Here is a 25,487-nt window from a genome sequence, read left to right on the forward strand (position 1 = left end):
ATGAAGAAATTAAAGATTGCTATTTTATTTGGAGGCTGCTCTCCCGAATACAGTGTATCGCTTCAGTCAGCTTATTCTGTAATGAAACATATAGACACCGACAGATTTATGCCCATATTGATCGGAATTTCATCGAAGGGAAACTGGTATCAGTTTAACGGGGATATTGAAAAGATCGCATCAGACACCTGGTGCAATCCTTCAGACTGCCTGCCGGCGGCAATTTCGCCGGACCGCGAAATTCACACCCTACTGGTATTTCAACCTGACAAAGTTGTAAAACTTCCAATTGATGCTGCGTTCCCTGTTCTCCATGGAAAAAACGGAGAGGACGGAACCGTCCAGGGCATATTTGAGCTGGCTGGAATTCCGCTCATCGGCTGCGGAACCATGACTTCGGCACTTTGTATGGACAAAGATCGTGCCCACAAGCTTGCACATGCGGCTGGTGTGCAAGTTCCCACCTCTTTTCTTCTAAAAAAGAACATGGATCCCAAAATTGCTTTGGCACAGGCTGAAAGCCTCGGATATCCACTGTTCGTAAAACCAGTCCGGGCCGGTTCCTCCTATGGCATTACCAAGGTAACTGACCGTTGCGGTCTTCCTGCTGCCATCAAACTAGCTTTCGAATACGACGATGAAGTCATCGTTGAGGAAAGTATAACGGGATTCGAAGTTGGCTGCGCCGTGATGGGAAATGACACTCTGACGGTTGGAGAGGTCGATGAAATCGAACTATCCGATGGATTCTTTGATTTTACGGAAAAGTATACCCTGAAAACTTCGGCCATTCATGTTCCAGCGCGAATCTCCAAAGAAAAAGCAGCGGAAATCAAAGAGACTGCAGAGACGATTTATCAGGCACTGGGATGCCGCGGCTTTGCACGGGTTGACATGTTTCTAAGCTCTGACGGAAAAGTTATTTTCAATGAAGTTAATACAATCCCGGGCTTCACCTCACACAGCCGGTATCCCAATATGATGAAAGCCGCCGGCATTTCTTTTGGGCAGGTCATTTCCCGCGTAATTGAATTGGCGGTGAGCATATGAAAAAGCTTGTAATCCCAGAAAAATTCTTACATGCAGGCAGCTTGATTTTGGTCAACCAACAGCATCCCTACTGTTCGAAAAATGCAGAAAGTTATCTTGTTCCAACTTGCACAGACAGTACGGTTCTGCTGGAACGAAAAGCTGCTGCTTTGCTTTCTAAACTCATGAGCAGTATCGAGGGCTGGGATCAAATCAGTGCGGTGAGCGGTTGGCGCTCCAAACAAGAACAGCAGAAAATTTATGACCAGTCCCTGCGGGACAATGGAACTGCCTTTACAGAGCAGTTTGTAGCAATGCCGGATCATAGCGAACATCAAACCGGGCTTGCCGTTGACTTGGGGCTTCGTAATCCGGAAATTGACTTTATCCGTCCAGACTTTCCCTATTCCGGCATTTGTCAGACGTTTCGGGAAAAAGCCGTAGCTTACGGTTTCATTGAACGCTATCCAAAAGGGAAAGAGGCTGTTACAGGAATTGCGCACGAACCATGGCATTTTCGTTATGTTGGAGCACCTCATGCTGCAATTATGACAAAGTTTGGACTGACACTGGAAGAATATCATACTTTTCTAAAGCAGTATCCCCATGGAGAAAAACACTTTTTGTATCGGACAGGAAATCAAAATATTGAAGTCTCCTATGTAAAAACCGCAACTGAAGTGGATACTGAATTTGAAATTGAGGACCACATTCCATACTCGGTATCCGGTAATAATGCAGACGGATTTGTTCTGACCGAGTGGACAAGCAGGCAATAATGGGCAACAGCTCCAGAGTAAAGGAAGAAGTTTTGCAATGCTAAGAGATAGAATCATTGATTATTCCAAGGGAGACAATCTGCACAGATATTGGTCTCTCTTCAGGCGGCGGGAGCAAACCAAGAATAAGCTTTTAAAACAATTGCTTACTTTCCTTTGCAATCGGTCGGCACACAGGCACAGCGGCTACATCGGAAACGGCGCGAAAATTGCCGGGCTCCCTTTTCTGCCACACGGACTGCATGGCATCTATATTTCCCGTTATGCAAGCATCGGCTTAAATTGCTGGATCTATCAGAATGTCACGATCGGAGAAGTGAATCATAAGGCACCACACATCGGTAACAACTGCCTGATTGGAGCAGGCGCCACAATTGTTGGAAATATTCAAATTGGAGACAATGTAAAAATCGGTGCAGGAGCGGTCGTCAGTTTTGATGTTCCGAATAACTGCACTGTGGTTTCGCAGCCACCCCGTGTGATTGAAAGGAAAGAAGAAAATGCCGAATAAAACAGAACCCATATTTTGCCGAAGCAGGGCTTGGATCGAACTGGACCGAGACGCACTGCGCCATAATGTTGAAGTGCTCCAAAAGCTGCTTCCTAACGGTTGTGAACTGATGCCCGCCGTCAAAGCCAATGCCTATGGTCACGGCGCGGTTTTAATCTCGCGGGAACTGAACCGATTAGGTATAAAAGCTTTTTGCGTTGCGACAGTCTCAGAAGGAATCGAGCTTCGAGAAAACGGCATTGTCGGAGAAATTCTGGTTCTCGGCTACACACACCCAATGCAGTTTCCGCTCTTGAAGCGGTACGACCTGACACAAACGGTGATTGATCTTCCATATGCCGAAATTCTGAACAAATACGGTCAAAAAGTAAAAGTACATATTGCAGTCGACACAGGGATGCATCGACTGGGAGAACCTTGTAGAAATATCGAAAACATCTGTAAGATGTTTAACCTTCACAACTTGAAAATCGAGGGAATTTACACCCATCTGTGTGCGGACGATACAGATTCGCCGCAGGACAGAGCTTTTACTCTGGAGCAGGGCCGAGCTTTTTATAATATGATCTCACAGCTTAAGGAACGCGGCTTCGGATATCCTAAAACGCACCTGCTGGCAAGCTATGGGCTTATCAATTATTCGGAACTTGGCGGCGATTACGCACGAATTGGGATTGCCCTCTATGGCGTACTCAGTACTCAGGCTGATAGGGAACGCTGTTCAATTTCGCTGAGGCCGGTGCTATCCGTCAAAGCCAGAGTAACCGCGCTGAAAGCTCTACGAAAAGGAGAATCAGCTGGATACGGTTTACAGTTTGTTGCCGATTGTGATACCAAAATTGCTGTGCTTGCAATTGGTTATGCAGACGGTATCCCGCGCTCTTTGTCCTGCGGCGTTGGAAATGTTTTGATCAAAGGTACAAAAGTTCCTATTATTGGCCGAATCTGTATGGACCAAATGCTGGTGAATGTTTCCAATATTTCGAACGTCAAAGCTGGAGATGTTGCTGTCATTATTGGACAGTCCAGAGATGAAAAAATTACCGCTTGTGACCTTGCAGAACAAACAGGGACAATTTCTAACGAAATATTGAGTCGTTTAGGAGAACGGCTCGAAAGACAAATGATTTAGCACTAAAAATTAATTATAACAGTGGACGAGCATCATAAAGAGGAGATCGGGGAATCTGTAAAAACAGATTCCCCGATCTCCTCTTCTTATTACATCGTGGGTAAAAGCACCAGATCTTCGTCGGCACATATGGCCTTAATAAACTGTCACACAATCATTTTCTTTGTCACGAAAAAGTTTTTGTCTTCGCCCTAAACAATTTTACTGCTTTTCTTTCTTATGTTTGATAACAAATACGATAATCGTACCTCCCAAAATGAACAGCAGGATAATCCATAAGAAAGCATTGTGATTGTCGCCAATCTGCGGGGATTGGTCCTTGTCGAGATCATCAAGTGCCTTAAGGTCTGCGTTCAGCTTTGCAACATATTTGGAATCGACCAATACTTTTTCCGCGTCGGTCAGTGCGTCATATGCGGTTTTCGCTGCGTTGATGGCATCCTTATCGCTTACCTTTACATCAGAAGAGTCTGGAAGTTCAATGATAAAATTTACAGTCTTTTCCGCATTGCCAATAGCCGCAAGTGCAGCGATAACAGTTGCAAGTCGGTTTTTCAGATCAGTCAATTCCGCTTCTGTGTAGTTGCCTTCATAACGACTAATTGCAGCTTCTAAAGCCGCCTTTGCTTTTATGAGAGGGGCCTTGTCGCTCAACTTCACATTGTCCTTGTTGATGTTTTCGACATCCTTAATTTCTTTTTTAGTTGATGCTTCGGCAGCATCAGAAATTCTTGTCAATAAAGCATTTGCCCTCGTCTTTACTGTTTCAAGAGAAGCTTTTTCGTTATCAGTAAGGTTCTCCGTTGCGAGAAGACTGTCAATATCTCTGATTAATTGTTCGATAGCAGCCTTATCAGAAGATTTGACGGTTTTTAGGTCATACCCGTTTACTGCGTCGGTGATACGATTCATTTCGGCTAGGGTATCAGAAATCTTAGTAAGAAGTCCGTTTGCAGTAGCCTTAACCGCATTAAGTTCGGCCACTTCATCAGCGGTCAAATTTTCTGTTGCAAGAAGATTGTCAATATCCTTGACTAGCTGCTCGATAGCAGCCTTATCAGAGGATTTGACTGTTTTTAGGTCATATCCGTTTACTGCGTCGGTGATACGATTGATTTCGGCTAGGGTATCAGAAATCTTAGTAAGAAGTCCGTTTGCAGTAGCCTTAACCGTATGAAGTGCGGTCGCTTCATCAGCGGTCAAATTTTCCATTGCAAGAAGACTGTCAATATCCTTGACTAATTGTTCGATAGCCGCCTTATCAGAAGATTTGACGGTTTTTAGGTCATACCCGTTTACCGCGTCGGTGATACGATTGATTTCGGCTAGGGTATCAGAAATCTTAGTAAGAAGTCCGTTTGCAGTAGCCTTAACCGTATGAAGTGCGGTCGCTTCATCAGCGGTCAAATTTTCTGTTGCGAGAAGGCTGTCAATATCCTTGATTAATTGTTCAATAGCAGCTTTATCAGAGGATTTGACTGTTTTTAGGTCATATCCGTTTACCGCGTCGGTGATACGATTCATTTCGGCTATCGTGTCGGAAATCTTGGTTAGCAGAGAATCGCATTTATCGGTAATCGTTTTCAATGCGGCCTTCTCTGCATCTGTGGCGTTTGTGATGTCAACATCTCCAACATTTGTCTTAACGGTTTCAATTTCTGTCTGATCAGAGGATTTCACATTGTCTGTTGTAATAGGATCAATCGCCCCAGATAAGCTGGCAATCGTCTTCATCGTAACCGTACAGACAGTAGAATTATCGGCCTTATCAGTTGCAACAATGGTGTAAGTCGCATCTGTATTTCCGTCCAGCGTAACAGGAGAAGCTTTTTCTTCTCCATTCAGGATTACAGATTTCAGATTTTTGTCTGTAGCCGTAACGATCTGCGTAGTATAGTAAGTTGCACCGTCTGCAATTCCTGTAATAGTCGGTGCAGTAGTATCGTATTCAGAACCATCTGTGGACAGGTAGGAAATATTTCCGGCATTGTCAGTGATTTTGGCATAGTAAATAAACTGCTTTGCGTCCGAAACTGTCACATCTACACTTTGCCCTTTGGTCCATGTAAGCACTTTGACCTCATCAAGAGAAAGCTTAGCAGAAGAGACCGCATACTCTACATTTGCAATCCCGGAAAGGTCATTGTCAGTTGCAATGGAAACGGTCTGCGTGGAATTAAAGAATAAGCCGAAAGTGATGGTATTTAAAAACTCATTCCAGCTATTGCTGCCGATAGAAACTGTTCCAGTCGGTGCGGTTTTGTCAACCTTATAGTCTTCCGTAACCTTTTCGGAAATAACTCCGGAAGCTGCATCCATCACATAAAAATTAAATTTTCCGCTATCAGTTTCATCCGAAGCACTCAGCGTATTGACCCAAGAGCCATTAGCAGTATTGGTTAAAGATACTTTGAAGCCGTCCTTTGCAGTTACTACAAAATCACTGTTTAGCCAGTCATTAGAGTTTACGGAATACTGAGCATCCTTTGTCACGAAATAAGGCTTGATGGAGGCAGTAATTCCGGTCGGCTGTGTCAAAGCGTAGTTTGGTGCATCTCCTCCGCTAATAGAGAATGCAGTAAAATGAATGGCAATATCGTTGGAAACAGATATGTTTTCAAAGGAAGGAGTACCGTTTGTAAGATTGACCGTATCGCCAGAGATAACCCCTATAAGTGCCGGAGTTTCGTCAAACTCTGCATTATTCTTGCCGTTGTACTGCTTGTCCTTGATGGAAACGTCTACCGTAAGCTCTTTTTTAGTAATATTGGCAGTTGTGCTCGTAGGCTGGGAATCCAGCTTATAGTTGTCCTTTGCTGAACCATCAAGTGCAAAATCAGAGAATGTTACAGCTTTTCCGTCTGCCACATTTTTATCGCTATAAGCAGCGGTTCCTTGTTTAATGGTAAGATTGTTGCCATCATAGTTATCAGAAAGCTCACCGTTATTTGTGATCTTTGCGTCTGTGTTACCGTCGTATTCTTTTGTGGCTTCAGCAGTAACACCATTAATGGTTATTTCTTTTTGTGTTATGGTGAAGTTGGCTGTTGCGCTGGCTTCTTTGTAATCGTCGTCGGTAGCAACCGTAATACGCACTGTGTAATTACCGACATTCTTCGGTGCAGTAGTGGTATAGGTGCTGTCGTCAATGCCAGTGACCTTGTATTCGACTCCTTCTGTTCCGGTACTCAATGAATCGTAGGTGGGCTTGGAAGCAGCATCTCCATCATAGGGTTTGCCAATATTGCTGATGGTTTTGATCTCGCCGTCCGCTTTCTGAACAGTAAGATTAATGGCGGTCGTTCCGGGAGCTACATTTTCGTCAGCATCCTTATAGGTTTCGCCCATTGGATTGTAATCGACCGTGATCGTATAATCGCCGGCTGCAAGGGAATCAAGGTAGGATGCTTTAAAAGTAATGGTACCGTCATCCGCCACCGTGTAGTCGGATGTGGGAATCACATCATTACCGATCTTGATTTCTTTTACGGTATTGCCGTTAAGTGTAACCTGTGTAGCTTTATCAGTTGTGCCGGTCTTGGTAAAGGTAATCGCGGCAGCGGTTGCCGAAGAATCGGTGTAAAGTACAACACCATCGGTATTGATAGCCATAACATTATTGTCGTTATCCGTTACCTTGACATAGATAAACTGCTTGGAATTCGGATCGATACTGAACTGTTTTGTTGAAGTAATATCATTCCATGTTCCGGCAACAGAAGCTTTATCCTCAAACTTTGTATCAGAAAGCAGATATTCAACCTTTTTTACACCACTTTCGGTGTCGTTTGCTAGTACCGTCACCGTTTGAGTTTCTTTAAAGAATAGTCCAAAGGTGGCGGTATTGAGAAAACTGTTCCACTTGTTTGTACCAATCGAAATTTCAGCAGTCGGAGCAGTGTTGTCAGTGACTTTGAATTTTGCAGAAACCGTTGCCGAGGTATCATGATCCGTAGAAACCGTAATAACCTCATCATGGTTTCCATAAGCAAGGTCTGCCTTAGGCTGGACCGTAAACGTCGCAGTTTCATTCTTAGCAAGTGAGGTCGTGGAAAGATTTCCAATCATGTAGTCAGTTGATGTTGGCTGTGTGAGCGTCACCGTCTGATTACCGGTATTGGTAATGGTGACCGTCTCAGCAGAAGGCTGTGTGTAACCGCTTGCTAATGAACCAAAATCGAGAGACGTTTTGTCAGCAGAAATTGTATAGGTAGCAACGACAGCATTTGCAGTCAGTTCGGTTTTTGCAGTAACCGTGATAGTACGATCCGTCATGGTCGTGTTTCCGTCACTCCACTGACTCCATGCATACCCATCTTTCAGTGCCGCACCGACTGTGGCCGTCTCTCCGCTGAGATAAGTGTCTGCGCCGCTGACACTGTCGATGCCAGTACCTTTCGTAAGTGTCACATCGTAATAGTCTACCGTTAAAGCTGTACTGGAAACAGAAACACTCCCTTGCTCAACATAGGAACCCGCCTTGTTTTTCGCCCAAACATACATGGAAACTGTCGGGTCAATTCCACTAAAGGTAAACACGCCATTCGACGGCGTTGCCGTTATCTTCCCCGTTTGTGCACTGCTGGCAGAGGTAGACAGCACAATTGCATCATTTCCAACCGCCGCAAACGTCGCTCCGTTTTGGTGTGCGGTGATGACTGCATCATAATTGTCCTGCTTCCATATGGCATAAAAAGTGTTGACCGTGGAATTTAACGATGTGTTTGCTGTTACTGTGTAACCAGTTCCATCTGGACTGGTGTTCCAGCCTTGAAAAGTATAGCCATCTCGGGTCGGATTAGAGGCTGGCAGTGTGCCTACCTTACTATCGGTATGCATAGCATAAGTATTGGCACTGCCGCCATTGGCACTAAAACAAACCGTTTTGTAAACTGTATTAGTAACACTATTTGGATATATGCTTCCACCACTTAGGCCAACCTTTTCAGCAGAAACTCCTCCGTCACCGCCTTTGATGACGCCGCCGCTTAGTGTTGCACTGCCGCCTTGACCGGCGTATGCGTAATTGCTGCTGCTTATATATGCGCGCCAAGCATCACTTTCAGCAGTTGTATATGGCGTTCCTGAATATCCAGCAGGAACAGAAGGGCTATTGTATCCACTTTGAGAGTTTTTCACAATGTTATAGCAGCATCCCCTGCCGCCGTTACCGCCGCCACCATTGTTGTATCCATAGCCACCCGCGCCGCCGCCTCCACCGCTGACGGCGCCCCAAGTTCCGGAAGTACTTACGCCGCTACCGCCGTCGCCGCCGCACATACCATTTACACCGCCTTGGCCGATAGCTGGTCCAGGAAAACCGCCACCGCCGCCGCCGCTTCCACCACCACCGGATTTACCGGAATCACTGGTACCGCCACCACCGCCGCCTTGACCACCGTAGCCCCCGGCGCCACCCTGAAGGTCAAGTGCAAGGTTTAAACCATCGATGTTCACTGCACCGATTGCATCGCCGGCATAACATAAATTATTAACGGGGCTTGGGAAGGCGCCATTGGATCCGATAGCAGCTCCCCCACCGTGGCCACCAATACCAGCGGTGCCACCTGCGCCGCCGCCGTGCGAACTGCCGGGCTCGCCTGGGTGACCATCTTGACCGTTATCAGCTTTGCCGCCTCGCACGATCAGCTTATTTGTGGAACCCTCGCAACCTAAAATTGTCACGCTTTTTCCGCTTAGCACCTGAATCCCGGCATAAGTGGCTCCAGCATATAAGCTGACCGTGCCCTTAATCACCAAGGTCACATTGCCGTTAATGACAACAGCCTGTCGTGAACTGTTTATAGTATAGTCGTTCAACAGGATTGTTCCGGAGTTTAGTGTCAGTGTCACAGCTTGCGTTCCGCTATATGTAGCGTCATAGCTCGCTGCCTTGGCCGATATCACAGTTGTAGGCAGCATTGTAAACACCATTGCTACCGATAGCACAAGTGCTAACAATTTATCTAATTTTTTTTTCATATATATTTCTCCTGTTTTGTCCTCTTTTTCGGCCAATCGCAGATTCCTACATCCAGTGCGCGTGGCTTATCCAAATGAAAATCGGCGTAGACGCAATACCAACAGGTCTGTTCCGCCGCTCCACCCCGCGGGGTGAAAGCAGGACAGCTCTGTCCTGGCCAAACGTTACCGCCGGAATTGGGGGCGGACAACAGCTGATCCTCCCGCCGTCTGGAGGAATTGCTCATAAAAAATTGCTCCCTTCTCATATGTGCTTTTCTGTCGTAAAGATAGCACAAGTAAGAAGGGAGCAACCATTTTTTACTTAAAAGGCATCATTTTCTACTTAATGTTGTTGATTTTTGGAAAATCAACGCCTAACAAACAATTCAAACTGTAAATTACACCATCATACGAACCTTGAATACACCGCCGCTTGCCTCATACACCAGCGCGCCGCCATATTTAGCTGCAAAGTCTGCCACACTCTGGCAGCCTTTTCCGTGTCCCTCTTTTCTAGAAATGGGAAGGCCTTTTTCGCCCCACTCGATTTCGCCATCGTAGGGGTTGGATAGTTCAAGGATGAGCTGACCGGCGTTAACGACAGTAAAGTGCATCTCGCGCCGTTGAGCAGGCAATACGGAAGCAGCGGTAATCGCGTTTTCCATCAGGTTAGATATCGTCATTGCGAGAGATAATTCGTCCACGGCAAGCTTTGTAGGAATATCCAACCGCAACTCACAGTGAATCCCCTTCTGGCACGCAAGTTCTGCATAATAGGAAACCGCAGCATTCACGGATATGTTTTGACAATAACTCTGCGGCTTTTGTGGAAGTGTTTTACTCTGTTGCTGAATAAAGTTGGTGGCTTTTTCCGTTTCACCCTGCTGAAGCAAGGTGAGAAGTGTATTATTAAAATGTCGGCGGTCATGTTGTGCGATGCTCATCTGGCGTACACTTTCGTCCATCAGCGTGAGGCGTTGACGCATAAGCTCCCGATCGGACAGCATTTTTAGATTTTCCTCGCGCAAAGCCGACTCTTGTAAAGCTTTCCTCAGAGAGAGAAAAATTGCCAGATAGACCAACACTGCCAGCAAAACCAACAACAGAAGTGAAACAAATTCCGTTCGCAGCATTCGCTCTACATCGTCGCCCGATATGAAATACCATGTAAAATTCATAAACAGACCAACTGCCACAAACAGATAAACGCTCCAATGCTCCGCCGCCTGACGATAAAGCGGACGCAATCGTTTGCGAAACAGTGCGATTGCAACAGCAAATAACAGTGCGCGCAACACCGTGATAGCGTAATACGGGTGTGGAAAAAGGCCACACAAATAATAGCTCAAAATGACTGTAACAACATAAACATTCATGACCGTAAAGCAGTTAAATAGCCATGGCATAATTGTTTCCTGAAAAAGCGATTTTGTGGCGACGCCTGTAAGGATAAAGAAAACAATGTCCAGTTTTGCGAGCGTCGTATAGTCATTTCGCAGATAGAAAAAAATGTTCAGCGCCAAATCCAGCATCACAATTGCGGCAAGTACTGCCCATAGTGTCCGCCAGCGGTATTTGGGCCGAGCCAAAGTAAACAGGAGTGCAATCAGCATGGCATTGGTGACGAGGGAGCGCAGAATGTCATATAACTGCATTGTCACACCTCACCCAATCGGTAACTCATATAGGTGTTGCGCACTGCTGCAAACTGCTTGCCGGACACCGGAACAAAAGCGCCTCCCCGCAACGTAAATCCGTTTTTATCGAGCCGCTCTACGCAGCTCATATTAACTGCAAAAGCGGCATGCGGCTGAATAAAGCGTCGATCTTGCAGCAATGGTACAATATGCTCGGTAAAACTGCCGGAAAAAGTGGATGTCTCCACCCGTTCCCCGCCAACCAACATATAAACTGCGGTATGGTGCGCATATTCGCAGCAGACAATCATATCTGTCGAAATGGTGCGCAGACCGTTTCTCGTTTTGACTGTAACAACATTTTCTTCGCCAAAATCCACTTTTTCTGCCGCCAGATCCAAAGCAGCAAACAATGTGCTCTTGTCCACGGGTTTTAGCAAATAATGTAAAGGATTAACCGCATAGGCGTCCAGAGCAAAACCAGGTTCGGTAGTAATATAGATGATCTGTGCATCGGTACTGATGCGGCGTATGTTCTGTCCAAGTTCAAGCCCGCTTACCATCGGCATCACCATGTCAAGCAGGAAGATATGAAAGCTATCGGTTTTAAAGGCCGTCAGCAAAGAATCCGGGTGGCTAAACTCCCGAATCTCAGCTAAGAGACCACGGTCAGCCAGATATTCGTCGGTGAGCGCAGCAATATGCTGAAGCTCGGCTTTAACATCATCACAGATAGCAATGCGAAGCATGATGATCCACCTTCGTTTTTCTATGTTTTTTGATTGGCTGATTTTTCCGCATCGGCAGAAATATAGCCCTTTACCGCTGGTATCTTCTTAATATAAAATCAATGGATTAAATTATATATGAATATTAGTACCTTTTCAATAAAAAACCATTAAATTTAGCAAAAGAGTTGAATTTTGCAATTATTTGTTTTTTTCATAACAAATCCATTCTAAAAAGCAATCAAGGGCACAAAAAAGGCTCACTTTGGCATCACCAAAATGAGTCTTTAATAAAATGTTTTTTAAGAAGCCATAAAAAATCACGCTTATTATTCTACCGTTACTTTTGTACCATCCTGAATATGGTCATAGATCCATTTAGCATCATCCATGGAAAGCCGGATGCAGCCATGCGACGCAGGAGTTCCAAGCTTTTCTGCTTCATTTTGTTTTATTTCGTAATCCTGATTAAATGGAATACTATGAAATAGATAGTCGCCATAAAAGCTTGTCCAATAATAGGCCCCTTCCCCCAAATTAGAATTATAGAAGGAAATCCCTCGGTTCGAAACAGAAAAGGTCCCGGTCGGCGTTTCACTGCCAGCTTTTCCAGAAGAACAAGTAAAAGTCTTTATTGCCAAACCTTTCGCATCAAACACCATGACCTTCTGGTCATCAAGTGATACCTTTATAGAAAGCGGATAGACCACTTGAGCAAGTGTGTGATTGGCCGCGGTATCCACCACATCGCTTTGCAGGTAAGGCCGACAGCACCACCCGGATTTTCCACCCGGTACTTTTACCTTGATCCAGGTACCGTCCGTATTTAATTCTCCTGTCAATGTTAGCTTCGTACCGCTTGGGACAGGACAGACAATGCCATATTTTGCACTAGGGCCAGAGCGGAGATTTAATTCATTTGCTGTAACCACATCGCCTTTAGAAGTTGCACCGCCATCGTTCCAAGAATATTCACTCTGCGAAGTCGGATGAGTGTCTTGTGAAGAGGACTCTCTCCCTGAATTTTGGCTTCCAGCTTTATCAGTGCACTGAACTAATGTACGAATTCCAAAGAACAATATCAGTAACAGTAAGAACACTGAAGCACGGTGCATTCTGCGAGCCCTGCGTCTCTTCACACGTCGTTCGTGCCTCGTGTAATCTGTATTTTTCATAAAAAAAGCACCCCTTATCAAATCCGATAAAAATGATAACAAAGTGCTTCCTGTATTCAGCATCAGTACGGCATCAAATTGGCATCAATTGATAATCCCCTTAAATTTGAGTAACATATTCAATGTGTATTGGTTACCAGAAATCGTCAATGGAAATACCACCAAATCCCCCCCATCATCACGCATCTTGATGGAACTCTTGATAGAATAGCCAGATAAATTGTCAATTGGTAAAATATCATTTACCTGAACATTTTCGGTTTTCCATCCGTAATAATTAGAACAGATATCTGCCAGCTTACTAGAAAACTCATAGGCCTTTTCTTTTACACCTTTTGTTGATTGTATGTCAATAATATCTTGATCAGATGTCATACTGAACGCCAGCATCTTTCCGCTGCTGTCATCAATTAGAATTTCAACCCATTTATTGAGGTTCTTACTGTAAAGTGCACAACGCCACATAATCGCGCTCATGGTTTTGTCAGCCGACACCACAAGAAACGGCGCCTCTGTATGATCCGGGTATTCCTCTGATAAAATTCCAGCCGCACCCTGCGCCGCCATGAACTGCATCGTATCCAATGCTGCCTGATAAGCACCATCGGCATCCAAGTTACTTCCATTCTCTAGATACTCTGTCGTGTATTCGCCAGTTAATAACCGAAGGCTGTCTTTTAACTGCACAACAGGGTGAAATTGAAGGCTAGAAGTCTCATAGGTATTGACCTTTGTCTTAAGTTTCTGATCCTGCATAGCAGAAACGAAACTAGGCAGAAAAAAGCCAGACACGATTGCAAGAAGGGCACAAAAGATAAGCAGAATTGGAATGGATCGTTTCATGTTCTGCCTCCTTTTAATTCTACAGTAATTGTTGTGCCTACACCAAGCTTACTATCAAAGTGGATCGTCCCATGATGCCGCTCTACAATCTTGGCACAAAGTGACAAGCCAAGGCCAGCACTGCCCTGAGCACGAGATTCGGACTTATCAACGCGGTAAAACACCTCGGTCAGATGCTGCAAAGCCTCCCCCGGGATCCCCTTTCCATTATCCGCGATCATTAGTTGACATCCATCTGGAAGCATGGAACTAGTAATCTGAATATGACCACCGTGGTCCAATGCTTTACGGGCATTATCCAGCAAATTCAGAAGCAGCATGCGAGTGAGATCCGGGTCCAGCATGCATGTCCCCTCTTCACATTCACAGGAAAGTTCAATGCTGCTCTTTTCATAGATGGGGCGCAAATGCTCCGTAAGGTCCTTGACGATTCCGGCCGGGGATACTTGTTTTAACATAAGTTCGCGATGGTCTGCAACGAAGATATCCAGTAATTTGAAGGACAAGTTTTCCAGCCGTTTGCCCTCGGAAAAGATATAATTGGCTGCATCAATTTGCTCCTCTGTGGTCAGGGACTGCCCCCGCAGTAAATCAGCGTAACCAATAATGGATGTCATCGGAGTCTTCATCTCGTGGGCAAAGCTGCCCATAAACTGCTCCTGTCGTCTAGCGGCATCCTCAAGATTTTGGACGCTGTCTTCCACCTTTTGCGCCATAGCATCAAAATCTTTGGACAGGGCACCAATTTCATCGCCGGACCTGATGTTGGAGCGGTAAGAAAGATTGCCGGACGCAAGCTCACGAGATGCTTTCGATAGGCTGGACATTGGCCTTGTTAACAGCCACGAAGCGCCGTATGCCATTATCGCGCATAAGAGCAGCATTAAAGCAAAAATTTCGTAGTATACCCGTTGCTGTAAAGCACGAGTCGCATAGAGTTCAGACAGGTCATACCCCAAATTTAGGCATAATACTTTTCTGCCAATCTGAAAGCTGCTGGATACCTGCAAAAAAGGCGTGCCTTCTGTATTCTTCAGGTAGGCCACCACCAAATGTCCGTCATCCGTCTTGCCAGATAGATCCATAAAATCCGCCGTGAAGTCACCCTTTGTATAAAGAATTCCATCGTCCGAAGATAGCTCGATTGCTGAGTACATTTCTTGAGGAGTCAGCTGACTAAGCGTATCGGCAGCACTTTTTTCATCTATCCATGAATTTAGTTTATCTGCCATTTGAAATGCCCCAAGAACTTGCTGATAAAACTCCCGTGCGGACTGTTCCTCCCGATTCAGCGACGACTGAAAAGAGATAGAAATCAGAGCGCTGCCGCCTATACCAAACAGCAACGATAGAAGGCAGATCATACAAAATGTGATCTTCCAGCGAAACTTCAATTACTTCACCTCCAGCCGATAGCCCACCTTATTCACCACTTGTAACTCCTTTTCCCATCCGACCTTCTTCCGGAGCCGCTGCACATGGAGACTAACCGTCTTGCTTCCATACTCCATTTCACCGCCCCATACTCGTTCATAAATAGTATCTCGATACAATGCTGTGTCTGGATTGCGGACAAACAGCAACAAGATTTGATATTCTTTGGGCGTCAGCGAAATCTCTTTTCCGTCCCGCTTGACCTGCATAGACTGCATGTCCACCGTCAGGCCGTCGATCTCTATAATATCGGCCGTTTTATGGTAACGTCGCAGAACAACATCAACCCGCGCTAGTAGCTCCACAATTTCAAATGGCTTAACAATATAATCTTCCGCTCCAATTCTCAAACCATGAACACGATCCTCCAGTGTACTCTTCGCCGTTAGAAAAATAACCGGGATCCCCATGGGACGGATATAGTCCATTAATTCAAAGCCATCAATTTTCGGCAACATCACATCCAAAAGAATCAAATCGTATGTATTCTCTTCGAGCTTATCTGCGGCCTCTTCCCCATCAAAAACGCACTCGCATATATGGCCTGCTTTTTTCAGGCTGAGCCGAATCAGATTGGAGATGGGTTCTTCATCCTCCACAATCAAGATTTTTGCCATGCTTTTCACCTCGATTTTTATGGTACATCCAAACAGCATCTAAACGGCAAATATTTAACCCAAGCGGTTAAATGACAATTCATATTTTTATTGTATCACATTCTTTTCTATAGCAATACACCATAAACTGACAATTATATTGCAACTGATTTGCCGTAACACCCCGTTCGTCGAACGATCTCTGCCTAATTCAAAAACTTTTTTCGAAATAATAAAAGCTCTGCAACAGTAATTTTTTTCCGTTACAGAGCTTTTCCTCTTTGAATATTTTATTGAGTTGAAATAAGATAAAAAAACAGCTTAACAGCTTTTCATCTTTCCAAACAAATTGTTGACATTACGAATATAATCCTCCCGTGGGATAAACGGAGCGTTTAGAACTGCCTGCGTTTTAGGCAAAATGTGTCCGTCTGCTTTATACTCTGCGCCGGCATGTTCTACCGCATCGAGATATGGCTTGACGATTTCGGCTGTATCCTTCTGCATCAGCAATGCTCCCTCAGCACAGCAGATTGTCGCTGTGTCCTCCCCAAACATGTGCTTGAGTTGGAAAACCAGTCCGTCAAAGTTTCCAGTAATGTCCGGCAGCCCACCGCTTGTTATAAGCACGGTTTTCTTCGTACCGTCTTCATAACCATAATGATGTGCTCGGCCATCTTTTCCAATATACATTTCCGGCTTATTAAAGCAAAGTGTCCGATCCATTAACGCCTTACACTGTGCCGGGGCTGAATAGCAGTAAACCGGCATCGACCAAATCACAAGATCCGCCGCACGAATCATTTCCAACACTGAGATGGCATCATCTTTTTGCACACAGTGCCCGCCCGTCGCCATCCAACATGCATAGCATGCACGGCAGGGGTTTATCTGCAAATCGGCTGTATGAATGAATTTCGCTGTTTCATTCATCCCGCGAAGAAACGCTTTTGTTAAAGCCAGTGTGGCACTTTTTTCTTTATTTGGTGAACCATTAATGACTAGTATATTCATTTACGTTCCTTTCCTTTTACAGGAATCCAGATCTCACTGTAATAATTTTCATCCTGAATCCCCTTTGGATACCTAGTAGGATCACTATACATCTCAATGTTGTAGCCAGCCGCAATCTCATAGTCTTTGCTGTTCGGCAGCCACTCCGAAAAAATTCTCTTGTTCACATCCTGTAAGGACTGAGGCATTCCGCCTTTGCAGGCAAAAACAGCCCAGGTGTATGCGGGAATGACCTTTGTAATAAAACCTCTCGGTGTCTCTACCGTAGGATCGTAATTATCTGCAACCAGATACTCGAATTCATCCGACCCCATACTTTCGTCAATACAAATCCCATACATTCCACATACGACCCGCTCTTTCCCGGGCTGATGGAGTCCCATCCAAAACTTAGGAATTTCTGCCATTGCGCTATCATACTTAAATATTTTGGATGCTCCCATCACTGTAAATGAATCTTTCTCAACAATCTTGTAATCCATAACGTAACCGCCTTCCAAGGTAAATTTGATTTTCAGCGGAGCAAAAGACTTGATCATTGCTCCGTCTTTTCGAACGGCAGTCGGTGTGACGCCATGAAACCGGGTAAATGCTTTGGTAAAGCTGTCTGGGGAGTCATAACCATATTTTAGGGCAATATCAATAATCTTCTTGTCGGTAGATACAAGCTCACTGCCGGCAAGAGTAAGCCTTCGTTCCCGGATATACTCTCCGACCGTAAAACCACAAAGCATGGCAAATCCTTTTTGAAAATAAAAAGGAGATAACAACACCTGCTTTGCAATCTTTTCGACGGTCAATTCGTTCGTGATATTGTCCTCAATGTAGTTGATCGCTTCACCGATACATTCAACCCAGCCCATGTACACATCTCCTCACCTGTGTTTTCATCTTATTCCTTTCAAGGCGGCTGTTCCCGACTTTTTGTGTTATCTTTTGTCCGCAGCTTAAATCAGACGGTCTATCAATATCTTATCATTCAAACTAAAACAACACAAGCTTCATTATTTTGGGGTCAGATAATCTCATAAACAGAATAAAATAAATTTTATTAATGAATTGAATTTTTATTTATATAATCATTTATGAAGAACAAATAAAAATATTTAAAGCTTTTTTCGATGAAAATCGTCTAAAAATACTTGGGCTTCTGCGCGGCGGAGAAAAATGTGCCTGCATTTTGCTGGAACAATTGGACTCAGGTCAATCAGGTCTTTCCTACCACATGAAAATTCTTGCTGAATCCGGTATTGTAGAAAGTCAGCAAAAAAGGCAGCGCTTACGCTGGTATTCTACTGAAAGAATTGACGACACGGAACGCAGTTACAGAAAAGCATACCGTGCATTTTTAATAACCATAGCAGCAATGGAAATTCTAACACTTATAACCGCCCAACCGGTTTTAAGGCTATGAGTAACTCAGCCTATTAGATCGAACAAATGCTGCTTGTCATTCCACCGGTATTTATTCTGCTCGGGCTACTTGATGTGTGGGTGCCAAAAGAAACAATGATTAAATATATGGGAGAAGGCTCCGGGCTAAAAGGAATTTTGCTTTCTATATTTATCGGCTCAGCAGCAGCGGGTCTGCTTTACGGAGCCTTTCCGGTTGCCGCAGTATTTATGAAAAAAGGCGTTAAATTTAGCAATATTCTCATTTTTATTGGTGCGTGGTCAACGACTAAAATACCGATGTTTCTATTTGAAACGGCAACATTAGGCGCAAAATTTGCGGTTACGAGATTGCTGGTAGATATTCCAGGAATCATTATGATAGCCTACATTCTTTCTAAACTCATATCAAAAGAAGAAGAAAACGATTTATAAAAATGCGAAAAACATCAGTAAATAGGACACAAATAAAACAGATAGCTGACAGTTGAACGAAAGACTGTCAGCCCTTTTCATTTTACATCGTGACATTCTGCAAAAGATATGGTAAATTGACTATGCCTTTTTGGGGGTGTAAAATATTAACAAAAGCATTGGCCATTTTCGAAATGATTTATCATGTATGAATTACCCTGTGGCGTGCAGAAACGAGATGAAAAGCTTGAAACAAATGTTAAAATTTTTGGAGCATCACAAGAAAGAAAGCATTTTAGCACCATTATTCAAAATGCTTGAGGCACTGTTCGATTTACTGATTCCTATTATTACGGCAGATATTATCAACAACGGAATTGCAAATCAAGACTCCAAATACGTTTTCACTCACTGTGGTCTGATCATACTTCTTGGTGTTATTGGGCTCGTTTGCAGCATTACTGCACAGTATTTTGCAGCAAAAGCTGCCGTAGAAGCTTGTACCGAAGTTCGGCATCAATTATTTGACAAAATTCAGTCATTAGGGTTTTCTGAAGCAGATTCAATGGGAACCGGCACCTTGATTACTCGAATGACAAGCGACGTCAACCAGCTTCAAAACGGGATCAATCTGTTTTTGCGGCTGCTCCTACGTGCTCCGTTTATTGTTATCGGTGCAACAGTGATGGCGTTTTCCATTAACACAAAAATCGCTCTAATTTTTGTTGCAGCCATTCCAATTCTTTTCTTTGTAATTTTTGGAATTATGCTTAAAACAATTCCTCTTTATAAAAATGTTCAAAGCCGCCTTGACAAGATCACTGGTATCACCCGTGAAAATTTAACGGGCGTTCGTGTTGTACGAGCATTCGGGCGGGAAGCAGACGAAACTGTGCGATTTGAAAAAGCAGATGCTGCTCTTGCAAATAGTCAACTTCGTGTCGGTAAAATTTCGGCACTGATGAATCCACTTACATACGTGATCATCAACCTAGCAATCATCGCAATTCTGCAAGTTGGTTCCTTTCAGATCAATGCCGGAACTCTTGCGATGGGTGACATTGTTGCTCTTGTAAACTACATGAATCAGATTCTTCTGGAAATTGTAAAATTTGCAAATTTGATTATTCAGATAACGAAAGCAATTGCCTGTTCCGAACGAATTAATGCCGTCCTCGCGATGCAGCCCCAGATGAAATTTGGAAACAAAAAAGTAGACACTTCTTCGTCTGAAAATGCTGTCGAATTTAGTCATGTCTCTTTGACCTACACCGGTGCCGGAGAAGAAAGTCTTTTGGATTTCTCCTTTACCGCAAAAAAAGGACAAACAATTGGCATTATCGGCGGCACTGGCAGTGGAAAAACAACGCTTGTCAGCCTTCTTCCCCGCTATTATGACTCAACGGGGGGATCAGTAAAAATTTTTGGACATGACATCCGCGAGTACGATAAGGACAGCCTCAGAAGTAACGTCAGTACCGTCATGCAGAAAGCGCAACTTTTTTCTGGTACGATCCGCAGCAATCTCAAATGGGGCAATGAGGATGCCGACGATGCAGCACTCTGGAAAGCACTCGACGCCGCGCAGGCATCCGAAATTGTCCGAGGGAAGCCCAAGGGTCTTGATGAACCTGTCGAACAGGGAGGGCGAAACTTCTCCGGCGGTCAAAAGCAGCGACTCTCTATTGCCCGATCATTAGTCGCCGATCCGAAAATTCTGATTTTGGACGATTCTGCGAGTGCTCTAGACTATGCAACAGATGCAGCACTTCGAAGAGCACTGGCCGCGCTCCCCGGGGATATGACAACCTTTATCGTCAGCCAACGTGCAAACAGCATTTCCCATGCTGATCAAATTTTGGTGCTCGATGAAGGAAAGCTTGTCGGAATCGGCAAGCATGAGGATCTGCTGAAAACTTGTCCAATCTATCTGGACATCTACAACAGCCAATTTCAAAAGAAGGAGGAAATGGCATGAAACAGGTAGCTGAGAAAAAGGATCTAAAACATCAGCACGCCACTTTCTCTCGTGTGCTAAAATTAATTACTCCGTACCGTCTTTTTGTCGTTCTGAGCATTATCTCCGCGGCAGTTTCCGTTTTTGGTCAGCTTTATATTCCTATTCTTGCCGGACGCGCGATCGATTTTATGATCGGAGAAGGCAAAGTGGATTTTGCTGGCGTAAAGAATATACTTCTCGAAATTTTGATTGTTGCTGGAATCGCTGGGTTTGGTCAGTGGATTTCCGGTGTCAGCAACAACCACATTACTTATTGTGTCAGTCGTAATCTGCGAGACTCATCCATCCACAAAATGCAGAAACTTCCACTCGCCTATCTTGATTCCCATCCAACCGGTGATCTTCTAAGCCGCGTAGTAGCCGATATTGACCTTTTTTCCGACGGCTTGCTGATGGGCTTTACCCAGTTTTTCTCCGGAGTTTTGACGATTTTTGGTACTCTCATATTTATGCTCACAGTCAACCTGCCGATTGCGCTTGTCGTAATTGGTGTCACCCCCCTAAGCCTTGTAGTCGCGGCATTTATTGCGAAAAAGAGTTACCATTACTTTAGGGAGCAAACCGCCGTCCGCGGTGAACAAACAGCTCTTATCAATGAACGAATTGAGGGAGTCAAAGTAGTACAGGACTTCGGGTATGAGCAAGAAAATTTGAAGGATTTCGACGAGGTTAACGATCGGCTAAGTACCGTTAGCCTGAAAGCAATTTTCTATTCGAGCATTACAAATCCATCGACTCGCTTTGTAAACAACCTTGTTTATGCAGGTGTTGCTCTTGTAGGCTCCCTGATAGCAATCAGCGGTGGGATTACAATTGGTGAGCTGAGCTGCTTCTTGACTTATGCAAACCAGTATACAAAACCATTCAATGAAATTTCCGGCGTCGTGACCGAAATGCAAAATGCGCTCTCTTGCGCCGCGCGTGTATTCGAATTTCTGGATGCAAAAGATCAAATTCCAGATGCTGAAGATGCACAGGTTCTCTCTCCGGAAAACGTGGATGGTAGTGTCACTATTAAGGACGTTGCTTTCCAATATGTACCGGATCGGAAATTGATCCGTGATTTTAATCTTTCTGTCTATCCTGGCGAGCGTGTTGCAATCGTTGGCCCAACTGGCTGTGGAAAGACAACTTTAATTAACCTTCTGATGCGCTTTTATGATGTGAATTCCGGCAGCATATCCGTATCAGGAACCGACATTCGAAGCGTTACGAGAAAAAGTTTACGAAAAAGCTATGGCATGGTGCTCCAGGATACCTGGTTAAAAGAGGGAACCATCCTTGAAAACATCGCTTATGGAAAGCCAGAAGCTACTCGCGAAGAAGTCATCGAAGCTGCAAAATCCGCACACGCGCATGGTTTTATTTCGCGGCTTTCTCATGGATATGATACGGTTATTGAAGAAAACGGTGATAGTATCAGTCAAGGTCAAAAGCAGCTTTTGTGCATTGCTCGTGTTATGCTTTGCTTACCTCCAATGCTGATTTTGGATGAAGCAACCTCCAGCATCGATACGCGCACAGAAATTCAGATTCAAAAGGCGTTCTCAGAAATGATGAAAGACAGAACCAGCTTTATTGTTGCCCACCGGCTTTCCACCATTCGGGAAGCAGACATCATTCTTGTTATGAAGGATGGACAAATTATAGAAAAGGGTACACATGACTCTCTGCTGGCCACCAACGGATTTTATGCAAAGCTCTATAACAGCCAATTTGAAGGAATGACAATCTAATTATAATCTGTTTTTAGCGCTGCAATTCCTCCGGGATCCGATATTCCAAACCTTTGGCGAGGCCATCTGTCAGCTCATCAGTTGATAATAAAATATACTCTTCATCTTGTATCCTTTACATGTATCCTTTACAAAAGTCCGCATGAACGATTTTGTTCATGCGGACTTTTGTTTTTATCCTTAACAGCTGCAAAAAAGAAAATACCAACAGAAATCTTTGAACTTTAAAGATTTAATCTTCTTCAATCATTCGATAGCCGATTCCCACTTCAGTCATGATATATTTTGGCGTTGCAGGATTTTTTTCGATCTTTCGCCGAATATGTGCCATATAAACGCGCAGCGTCTGCGTATCATTGTTGTACTCAGGTCCCCAAAGATTCTTCATAAGGTAATCGTAGGTCAAAACTCTTCCGGAATATTTTGCCAAAACAGAAATAATCCGGAACTCCTTTTGCGTTAGGTGAATTTCTGTTCCATCCACCGTGACCTTATGGCGGATATAATCGATGGTAAGACCGGAAGCTTTAAAAACATCGGACTGTTGGGTATCAAAATCGCCCTTCATCAGCTGGCTGCGGCGCAGCGAAGTGCGGGTCCTTGCGAGAAGCTCCCCAGTTCCAAATGGTTTTGTAAGATAATCATCCGCGCCTAAATCAAGCGCCTCTATTTTATCCTGCTCATGGGTTCTAGCAGAGACCACCAAAATCGGAAGATGGCTCCATTCCCTCACTCTTCGAATGATTTCGATTCCATCCATATCAGGCAGTCCCAAATCCAGGATTATCAGGTCAAGCGCCTCCGAAGTAATCAACCGGTATGCTTCTTCCCCGGTTTCCGCTTCCAAAACCTTATAGCCGCTGCCGCGCAATGCCATCACAATTAAGCTGCGCACTCCCTTATCGTCTTCCACAACGAGAATTTCGTTTTTAATCATAATCATTCTCCCTTCCGGCAGGCAGTGCAAACCAAAGAACCGCTCCCCCATTCGGACTGTTATATGCGCCGATCTGTCCCCCATGAGCCATAATAATTGCCCGGCAAATCGGCAAGCCAATTCCGAGATTGTGTCGCTGCTCCCCATTTTTCCGATCTGTCATCTTGTCGGCCAATTTATCCTCGAAAAGGTATTCGAGTCTCTCATTCGGCAGCCCTACACCATTATCCTGCACATAAAAAACAACCTGCTTTTTTTCAAGCTGAATTTTCAGATCTATCTTTTCGGCTTTTCCGTGAATCACCGCATTCTGAAGCAAATTAAAAAGGACCTGTTCAATCAGCATGGCGTCTACATCCACCATCAAGAGATCCTCAGGAACATGGGCATTCACCTCAACTGAAGAATAGTACTTTTGAAAGTTTCCGATAGCTTCGCCCAAAAGCTCTTCCGCTGCAGCCGGTTTCTTGATTAGATTTTCCGCTCCCCCTCCAAAACGCGTGATCGAAAGCAAATTTTCAACCATGCGCATGAGCCAGTCCGCTTCTTCCCGGACGTTCTGCAAAAGATCCTCTTGATCTTGCCGGCTCATCTTTTCCCCCTGCTCCAAAAGAAGTGACGCGGAACCCGAAATCGAAGTCAGGGGTGTACGCAGATCATGGCCGAGCGCCCGCAGAAGGTTTGCCCGCAGATGATCCTGCTCGCTCTGCATGCGAATTTTTTCCCCTTCCTTCAGAATATTGGTCATGGTGCTGCCCACAATGGAAACGATAATGAAGGTTACAAACGTAAGTGGATAGCCAATAAGACTGAAGTCCAGTGTATAATATGGAAAAGTAAAAAAATAATTGACCGCAAAAAAAGAAGCGATACTCGCAATCATACCATAAAGATAGCCCTGCGTCACACAGGAGATCAGAAGCACCGCCAGAATAAAGACCATCTGTGCCAAACCGTCACTTCCATTTAACGGTTTTAGAAGAAAACAGATGTCAAGGGCAGAAGCCATCAACACAATCAGGGCTGTATCGTCTTCCCAGCAATGAGGAAAACAAATTTTTAATTTTTTGACAATTTTTTTCATCATAGCCAAAAATCTCCGTCATCCGTTATTGACGTTTTATTATAACACGTTTTTTTCTCTGAAACAAGGAAAAGGGAATACCGCTGCTCTTAAAAGCAACCGCATTCCCTTTCATATTCGGAAAAACGAGGGCGTATTACAAAGTCTCAATTTCCGTATCAAATTTTGGCAGGTGACAGCGAACGGTCACCAAATCGTTGACAACCTGACTGATCTGAATATCGCAAGTTGCACTCAGGAAACGATAGGCATCCTGAAAATCGAGAGACCGCTTTTTCTCGATAAATTCTACGGTTTCTGCCACGGCAATTTTAATAGCTTCCTTTAATGTTGCCGCAGTTCCCAGAAAATAAAGATCATCCTTTGTCTCAATAACCGGTCCGTGAACCGGTCGGTCTTTATAAACCGTTGTGCGAAGGCAGATACGTCCTGCAGTTTCGATTCCAGTACCGCTGAGCTCTCCGTCCCCCATACAGGCATGAATATCTCCCACTGCCAGATCGGCGCCCTCTTTTTCGACCGGCAGATAAAGCCGACTGCCGACTTTGACCATTTTTGTATCCATATTGGAACCGTGGGTTCCCGGCACTGCGCAGTGAATATCAAGTCCAGCTTTGGGCGCTATGCCGCAAACGCCCACCATTGGGGTAAGCGGAATACGAATGGTATCGGAGAACCATGCGAATCCGTCGTGAATTGGAATGATTTTAGTATCCGGCTCGGTAATCCGATCACCCAAAACGCCCAAGCCTTTGGAAGTAACCATCACGCCGTGGTCCACAAGATCGATTGCCAGGATTTCAACGCACAGCGTATCCCCAGGCATTGCGCCCTTCACCGCAATCGGCCCTACTGCACAATCCATAATGGAAATATCAATATCAGGACGTCGGGTTTTTTCGTCCTGAATCTGTCCGCTGTAACAATCATCGGTCTCAACCCAGAAAATCTCGCCGTCATCCACTTGATAATTGGCGGCGTTTTTCTGATTAAAACTAAAAATCACTTTGTCTTTTGGAATAACACGCATTTTTTATTCTGCTCCTTTCTGAATCAGATCCT

Annotated in this window: 21 protein-coding genes; 8 read left to right on the forward strand and 13 right to left on the reverse strand. The window is 44.6% G+C overall.

What is annotated here, in order from left to right; all coding sequences use genetic code 11:
• The 4 genes from vanG to vanT are packed head-to-tail and all read left to right on the forward strand — an operon-like array spanning position 1 to position 3,451.
• Complete coding sequence (gene vanG / locus ACVS9P_RS06435) at positions 1–1,050, forward strand: D-alanine--D-serine ligase VanG (protein WP_452102769.1); 1,050 nt, start codon at positions 1–3, stop codon at positions 1,048–1,050.
• Positions 1,047–1,808 (forward strand): M15 family metallopeptidase, encoded by a 762-nt coding sequence (locus ACVS9P_RS06440; protein ID WP_452102770.1) that lies wholly within the window; start codon positions 1,047–1,049, stop codon positions 1,806–1,808. Before vanG ends, ACVS9P_RS06440 begins: the two co-directional genes overlap by 4 nt.
• 37 nt (positions 1,809–1,845) lie before the next feature.
• Positions 1,846–2,319, forward strand: coding sequence for a serine acetyltransferase (locus ACVS9P_RS06445; RefSeq protein WP_452102771.1), 474 nt, complete (start codon positions 1,846–1,848; stop codon positions 2,317–2,319).
• Positions 2,309–3,451: a serine racemase VanT catalytic subunit gene (vanT, locus tag ACVS9P_RS06450; RefSeq protein WP_452102772.1), complete on the forward strand. Its 1,143-nt coding sequence runs from the start codon at positions 2,309–2,311 to the stop codon at positions 3,449–3,451. The genes ACVS9P_RS06445 and vanT overlap by 11 nt, the downstream gene beginning before the upstream one ends.
• 201 nt (positions 3,452–3,652) lie before the next feature.
• Here vanT and ACVS9P_RS06455 read toward each other — a convergent pair whose 3' ends face one another.
• From ACVS9P_RS06455 to ACVS9P_RS06500, 10 genes are all read right to left on the reverse strand, one after another.
• Positions 3,653–9,433, reverse strand: coding sequence for a YDG domain-containing protein (locus ACVS9P_RS06455; RefSeq protein ID WP_452102773.1), 5,781 nt, complete (start codon positions 9,431–9,433; stop codon positions 3,653–3,655).
• The gene (locus ACVS9P_RS06460) at positions 9,430–9,660 is read right to left on the reverse strand and encodes a hypothetical protein (RefSeq protein ID WP_452102774.1); all 231 of its coding nucleotides are present in this window, start codon (positions 9,658–9,660) and stop codon (positions 9,430–9,432) included. The genes ACVS9P_RS06455 and ACVS9P_RS06460 overlap by 4 nt, the downstream gene beginning before the upstream one ends.
• A 153-nt stretch (positions 9,661–9,813) precedes the next feature.
• Entirely contained in the window at positions 9,814–11,070 is a 1,257-nt protein-coding gene (locus tag ACVS9P_RS06465) for a sensor histidine kinase (protein WP_452102775.1), read from the reverse strand.
• Between the two features lie 2 nt (positions 11,071–11,072).
• On the reverse strand, positions 11,073–11,801 hold the full coding sequence (locus ACVS9P_RS06470; protein WP_452102776.1) for a LytR/AlgR family response regulator transcription factor: 729 nt from the start codon (positions 11,799–11,801) through the stop codon (positions 11,073–11,075).
• 308 nt (positions 11,802–12,109) lie between these two features.
• Positions 12,110–12,955, reverse strand: a complete 846-nt coding sequence (locus ACVS9P_RS06475; RefSeq protein ID WP_452102777.1) for a L,D-transpeptidase family protein — start codon at positions 12,953–12,955, stop codon at positions 12,110–12,112.
• Positions 12,956–13,039: 84 nt separating this feature from the next.
• Positions 13,040–13,798, reverse strand: coding sequence for a hypothetical protein (locus ACVS9P_RS06480; protein WP_452102778.1), 759 nt, complete (start codon positions 13,796–13,798; stop codon positions 13,040–13,042).
• Positions 13,795–15,192: an ATP-binding protein gene (locus tag ACVS9P_RS06485; protein ID WP_452102779.1), complete on the reverse strand. Its 1,398-nt coding sequence runs from the start codon at positions 15,190–15,192 to the stop codon at positions 13,795–13,797. The genes ACVS9P_RS06480 and ACVS9P_RS06485 overlap by 4 nt, the downstream gene beginning before the upstream one ends.
• Positions 15,193–15,849, reverse strand: coding sequence for a response regulator transcription factor (locus ACVS9P_RS06490; RefSeq protein ID WP_452102780.1), 657 nt, complete (start codon positions 15,847–15,849; stop codon positions 15,193–15,195). It lies immediately after the preceding gene.
• A 300-nt stretch (positions 15,850–16,149) separates the two neighbouring features.
• Positions 16,150–16,842, reverse strand: a complete 693-nt coding sequence (locus ACVS9P_RS06495; RefSeq protein ID WP_452102781.1) for a flavodoxin family protein — start codon at positions 16,840–16,842, stop codon at positions 16,150–16,152.
• Positions 16,839–17,705, reverse strand: a complete 867-nt coding sequence (locus ACVS9P_RS06500; protein ID WP_452102782.1) for an AraC family transcriptional regulator — start codon at positions 17,703–17,705, stop codon at positions 16,839–16,841. Before ACVS9P_RS06500 ends, ACVS9P_RS06495 begins: the two co-directional genes overlap by 4 nt.
• Before the next feature lie 287 nt (positions 17,706–17,992).
• Between ACVS9P_RS06500 and ACVS9P_RS06505 the strand changes: the two genes are divergently transcribed.
• From ACVS9P_RS06505 to ACVS9P_RS06520, 4 genes are all read left to right on the forward strand, one after another.
• Entirely contained in the window at positions 17,993–18,256 is a 264-nt protein-coding gene (locus tag ACVS9P_RS06505) for an ArsR family transcriptional regulator (protein WP_452104679.1), read from the forward strand.
• Between the two features lie 26 nt (positions 18,257–18,282).
• Positions 18,283–18,669, forward strand: coding sequence for a permease (locus ACVS9P_RS06510; protein ID WP_452102783.1), 387 nt, complete (start codon positions 18,283–18,285; stop codon positions 18,667–18,669).
• A gap of 226 nt (positions 18,670–18,895) precedes the next feature.
• Positions 18,896–20,626 (forward strand): ABC transporter ATP-binding protein, encoded by a 1,731-nt coding sequence (locus ACVS9P_RS06515; RefSeq protein WP_452102784.1) that lies wholly within the window; start codon positions 18,896–18,898, stop codon positions 20,624–20,626.
• Complete coding sequence (locus tag ACVS9P_RS06520) at positions 20,623–22,404, forward strand: ABC transporter ATP-binding protein (protein ID WP_452102785.1); 1,782 nt, start codon at positions 20,623–20,625, stop codon at positions 22,402–22,404. The genes ACVS9P_RS06515 and ACVS9P_RS06520 overlap by 4 nt, the downstream gene beginning before the upstream one ends.
• 232 nt (positions 22,405–22,636) lie before the next feature.
• Here the strand turns inward: ACVS9P_RS06520 and ACVS9P_RS06525 are convergent, their stop codons facing one another.
• The 3 genes from ACVS9P_RS06525 to ACVS9P_RS06535 all read right to left on the reverse strand — a co-directional run bounded on the left by ACVS9P_RS06525 (position 22,637) and on the right by ACVS9P_RS06535 (position 25,455).
• Positions 22,637–23,341, reverse strand: a complete 705-nt coding sequence (locus tag ACVS9P_RS06525) for a response regulator (protein ID WP_452102786.1) — start codon at positions 23,339–23,341, stop codon at positions 22,637–22,639.
• The gene (locus ACVS9P_RS06530) at positions 23,334–24,428 is read right to left on the reverse strand and encodes a sensor histidine kinase (protein ID WP_452102787.1); all 1,095 of its coding nucleotides are present in this window, start codon (positions 24,426–24,428) and stop codon (positions 23,334–23,336) included. The genes ACVS9P_RS06525 and ACVS9P_RS06530 overlap by 8 nt, the downstream gene beginning before the upstream one ends.
• 133 nt (positions 24,429–24,561) lie before the next feature.
• Complete coding sequence (locus ACVS9P_RS06535; RefSeq protein ID WP_452102788.1) at positions 24,562–25,455, reverse strand: acetamidase/formamidase family protein; 894 nt, start codon at positions 25,453–25,455, stop codon at positions 24,562–24,564.
• Between the last annotated feature and the right edge of the window lie 32 nt (positions 25,456–25,487).

It is taken from the genome of Caproicibacterium sp. NSD3 (assembly GCF_053613275.1).

Bases quoted from the DNA above. Each gene is read 5' to 3' on its own strand.
- vanG (WP_452102769.1), top strand. From the start codon at position 1: ATGAAGAAATTAAAGATTGCTATTTTATTTGGAGGCTGCTCTCCCGAA.
- ACVS9P_RS06440 (WP_452102770.1), top strand. From the start codon at position 1,047: ATGAAAAAGCTTGTAATCCCAGAAAAATTCTTACATGCAGGCAGCTTG.
- ACVS9P_RS06445 (WP_452102771.1), top strand. From the start codon at position 1,846: ATGCTAAGAGATAGAATCATTGATTATTCCAAGGGAGACAATCTGCAC.
- vanT (WP_452102772.1), top strand. From the start codon at position 2,309: ATGCCGAATAAAACAGAACCCATATTTTGCCGAAGCAGGGCTTGGATC.
- ACVS9P_RS06455 (WP_452102773.1), bottom strand. From the start codon at position 9,433: ATGAAAAAAAAATTAGATAAATTGTTAGCACTTGTGCTATCGGTAGCA.
- ACVS9P_RS06460 (WP_452102774.1), bottom strand. From the start codon at position 9,660: ATGAGCAATTCCTCCAGACGGCGGGAGGATCAGCTGTTGTCCGCCCCC.
- ACVS9P_RS06465 (WP_452102775.1), bottom strand. From the start codon at position 11,070: ATGCAGTTATATGACATTCTGCGCTCCCTCGTCACCAATGCCATGCTG.
- ACVS9P_RS06470 (WP_452102776.1), bottom strand. From the start codon at position 11,801: ATGCTTCGCATTGCTATCTGTGATGATGTTAAAGCCGAGCTTCAGCAT.
- ACVS9P_RS06475 (WP_452102777.1), bottom strand. From the start codon at position 12,955: ATGAAAAATACAGATTACACGAGGCACGAACGACGTGTGAAGAGACGC.
- ACVS9P_RS06480 (WP_452102778.1), bottom strand. From the start codon at position 13,798: ATGAAACGATCCATTCCAATTCTGCTTATCTTTTGTGCCCTTCTTGCA.
- ACVS9P_RS06490 (WP_452102780.1), bottom strand. From the start codon at position 15,849: ATGGCAAAAATCTTGATTGTGGAGGATGAAGAACCCATCTCCAATCTG.
- ACVS9P_RS06495 (WP_452102781.1), bottom strand. From the start codon at position 16,842: ATGAATATACTAGTCATTAATGGTTCACCAAATAAAGAAAAAAGTGCC.
- ACVS9P_RS06500 (WP_452102782.1), bottom strand. From the start codon at position 17,705: ATGGGCTGGGTTGAATGTATCGGTGAAGCGATCAACTACATTGAGGAC.
- ACVS9P_RS06510 (WP_452102783.1), top strand. From the start codon at position 18,283: ATGCTGCTTGTCATTCCACCGGTATTTATTCTGCTCGGGCTACTTGAT.
- ACVS9P_RS06520 (WP_452102785.1), top strand. From the start codon at position 20,623: ATGAAACAGGTAGCTGAGAAAAAGGATCTAAAACATCAGCACGCCACT.
- ACVS9P_RS06525 (WP_452102786.1), bottom strand. From the start codon at position 23,341: ATGATTAAAAACGAAATTCTCGTTGTGGAAGACGATAAGGGAGTGCGC.
- ACVS9P_RS06530 (WP_452102787.1), bottom strand. From the start codon at position 24,428: ATGATGAAAAAAATTGTCAAAAAATTAAAAATTTGTTTTCCTCATTGC.
- ACVS9P_RS06535 (WP_452102788.1), bottom strand. From the start codon at position 25,455: ATGCGTGTTATTCCAAAAGACAAAGTGATTTTTAGTTTTAATCAGAAA.